The sequence below is a fragment of the Candidatus Obscuribacterales bacterium genome (assembly GCA_036703605.1).
Classification (GTDB): domain Bacteria; phylum Cyanobacteriota; class Cyanobacteriia; order RECH01; family RECH01; genus RECH01.
Genome location: DATNRH010000228.1, coordinates 1 through 3,431 on the forward strand (window position 1 = coordinate 1; position 3,431 = coordinate 3,431).

At 54.0% G+C, this 3,431-nt stretch carries 2 tRNA genes and 2 rRNA genes; all 4 read left to right on the plus strand.

The window, feature by feature from the left end:
• The first annotated feature begins 382 nt into the window (after window positions 1-382).
• Window positions 383-1,849, plus strand: a 16S ribosomal RNA gene (locus tag V6D20_04855).
• Window positions 1,850-2,004: 155 nt separating this feature from the next.
• Window positions 2,005-2,081 (plus strand) — tRNA-Ile (locus tag V6D20_04860).
• A 136-nt stretch (window positions 2,082-2,217) separates the two neighbouring features.
• Window positions 2,218-2,293: transfer RNA gene (locus V6D20_04865), tRNA-Ala, on the plus strand.
• A gap of 589 nt (window positions 2,294-2,882) precedes the next feature.
• Window positions 2,883-3,431, plus strand: a 23S ribosomal RNA gene (locus V6D20_04870); the annotation flags it as partial.

The window sequence follows — 3,431 nt, forward strand, 5'->3', positions numbered from 1 at the left end:
AAAAAGGGCCTTGCGAGTCGGGATTGGTATCCGTAGATAAGCGCTCACCGGCGGCGCAGAGATGCGGTGCGGGGGACAATCAGGAGGTGATGGCGATCTGGTACGCTTCGGCGTGTTGGTGAGTTTTTGTCTCTGCGCTCTTTGAAAATTGGATAAACGAAGAGATATGTGGGGTGTTTGGTCTGTTTCGACGGACGCACTTCAGTATATCGCCTATTAGGGTTTCGGCCCGATGATGTAGGTGTCAGCTTCACTGTTTTGTGGGTTTTCGGTTCTCTTATGAGACTGGAAGCACATGAAGCAATGATAGGCCATCAAGGGTACAGTAAGCCTTTGGTGGTATGTGCTGAGGTTCGAACGTCAAGAAGCCATTCGTGGCTTTCAACTTGAGAGTTTGATCCTGGCTCAGAACGAACGCTGGCGGCAGGCTTAACACATGCAAGTCGAGCGCATCCTTCGGGGTGAGCGGCGGACGGGTGAGTAACGCGTGGGAACGTGCCCTTCTCTACGGAATAGCCATTGGAAACGATGAATAATACCGTATACGCCCTTTGGGGGAAAGATTTATCGGAGAAGGATCGGCCCGCGTTAGATTAGGTAGTTGGTGGGGTAATGGCCTACCAAGCCGACGATCTATAGCTGGTTTGAGAGGATGATCAGCCACACTGGGACTGAGACACGGCCCAGACTCCTACGGGAGGCAGCAGTGGGGAATCTTAGACAATGGGGGCAACCCTGATCTAGCCATGCCGCGTGAGTGAAGAAGGCCTTAGGGTCGTAAAACTCTTTCGCCAGGGAAGATAATGACGGTACCTGGTAAAGAAACCCCGGCTAACTCCGTGCCAGCAGCCGCGGTAATACGGAGGGGGTTAGCGTTGTTCGGAATTACTGGGCGTAAAGCGTACGTAGGCGGACTTGTCAGTCAGAGGTGAAATCCCAGGGCTCAACCCTGGAACTGCCTTTGATACTGCAAGTCTAGAGATCGAGAGAGGTGAGTGGAATTCCGAGTGTAGAGGTGAAATTCGTAGATATTCGGAGGAACACCAGTGGCGAAGGCGGCTCACTGGCTCGATACTGACGCTGAGGTACGAAAGCGTGGGGAGCAAACAGGATTAGATACCCTGGTAGTCCACGCCGTAAACGATGAATGCCAGTCGTCGGGTTGCATGCAATTCGGTGACGCAGTTAACGCATTAAGCATTCCGCCTGGGGAGTACGGTCGCAAGATTAAAACTCAAAGGAATTGACGGGGGCCCGCACAAGCGGTGGAGCATGTGGTTTAATTCGAAGCAACGCGCAGAACCTTACCATCCTTTGACATCCTCAACGCGGCTCTGAGAGATCGGAGCCTTCAGTTCGGCTGGTTGAGTGACAGGTGCTGCATGGCTGTCGTCAGCTCGTGTCGTGAGATGTTGGGTTAAGTCCCGCAACGAGCGCAACCCTCGCCGTTAGTTGCCAGCATTCAGTTGGGCACTCTAGCGGAACCGCCGGTGATAAGCCGGAGGAAGGTGGGGATGACGTCAAGTCCTCATGGCCCTTACAGGATGGGCTACACACGTGCTACAATGGCAGTGACAATGGGTTAATCCCCAAAAACTGTCTCAGTTCGGATTGGGGTCTGCAACTCGACCCCATGAAGTTGGAATCGCTAGTAATCGCGTAACAGCATGACGCGGTGAATACGTTCCCGGGCCTTGTACACACCGCCCGTCACACCATGGGAATTGGGTCTACCCGAAGGCCGTGTGCCAACCAGCAATGGGGGCAGCGGACCACGGTAGGCTCAGTGACTGGGGTGAAGTCGTAACAAGGTAGCCGTAGGGGAACCTGCGGCTGGATCACCTCCTTTCTAAGGATGTTCCTGCTTGATGGGCTTGCCCATTATTTGGAACACTTAGCAGTTCGCTTCTCAAGGCGAACACCCGGCCTTCGGGCTGGGAACTCGGACCGGACACTCCTCATATCTCTTCGTTATCGTTTTTGGGCCTTGGCCTGAAAGCACTGGGGTCGGTAGCTCAGGCGGTTAGAGCGCACGCCTGATAAGCGTGAGGTCGGAGGTTCAAGTCCTCCTCGACCCACCAAGCTTCAAGCGTCGCAAGATGCGGTGCGGATGTGCCGAACGGATGCCGGTTGGCATTGTGTTGCGGCCACAGCTTGCACCCAGACAAGACCGACAGGTATTTTGGCGGCGCCGCCTGGCGACGCTGATGTGCAGACGGGGCGTTAGCTCAGCTGGGAGAGCACCTGCTTTGCAAGCAGGGGGTCATCGGTTCGATCCCGATACGCTCCACCAAGCTTTTTGCCAAAGGCAAAAGCAGCAGCGCCGAAAGTGATACCAAGGCGGCGCGTCAGGTGATTTTGCATAGCAAGAACACCAAAAGCCTTCCGCGACCTACATGATCATATCTTCAAGCCAACATGGTTGGTTTGGACGTCTGATCATCCCCTTCCAGGGGGACAGGCGAAATTTTACATCGTTCAGAGAGCAATACACGAGACGTAAGTTCGTGTGTTTTGGGTTTGAGGCTTCGGCCTTGAAGTCAGCAGCATGTGCCGCGAGGCACGATCGTCTTTTGGACCCCGACCAAGGGTCCTTGAGGGGTGCTGTCATCCTCCAGCCAGTGCGTGCCAGAGGTTCTTCGAAAGGAGAGCGTCGTGGATGGTGTGAAACATGTGAAGTTACAGTCTTTCCAAGTCTAAAATACACTGACCGAGACGTCTGGTCTGGCCTGAGAGGGTCGTTCCAGACATCTAAGAAGCGCAGCTACCTTGCTTGAACCAGCGGGTAGGTGCGGTCAAATGACTTTTGATCGGAAGGATCGGGATGGACGTTATGGGTGCCTTCGGGTGTTCATGGTGTCTGTCTTTACTCTTCTGGATCAAATCAAGCGCGATAAGGGCGTTTGGTGGATGCCTAGGCAGCAAGAGGCGATGAAGGACGTGATAATCTGCGATAAGCCAGGGGGAGCCGATAATAGGCTTTGATCCCTGGATCTCCGAATGGGGCAACCCACCTGATTGTTTATTGTTGTTGCTTCGCACCATGAGAATGGTGTGCGGCAATCATCAGTAAGCAAATCCAGGTACTTTCAACCTGAATACATAGGGTTTTAAGAGCGAACCCGGGGAACTGAAACATCTCAGTACCCGGAGGAAAGGAAATCAACCGATACTCCGTTAGTAGTGGCGAGCGAACGCGGACCAGCCGAGCCTTGCGTGTGAGTGGAACCAGTTGGGAAGCTGGGCAATATGGGTGATAGCCCCGTACACGAAGCACAAAGGGACGTATTAAGTAGGGCGGGACACGTGAAATCCTGTCTGAAGATCGGGGGACCACCCTCGAAGGCTAAGTACTCCTTGCTGACCGATAGTGAACCAGTACCGTGAGGGAAAGGTGAAAAGCACCCCGACAAGGGGAGTGAAACAGTTCC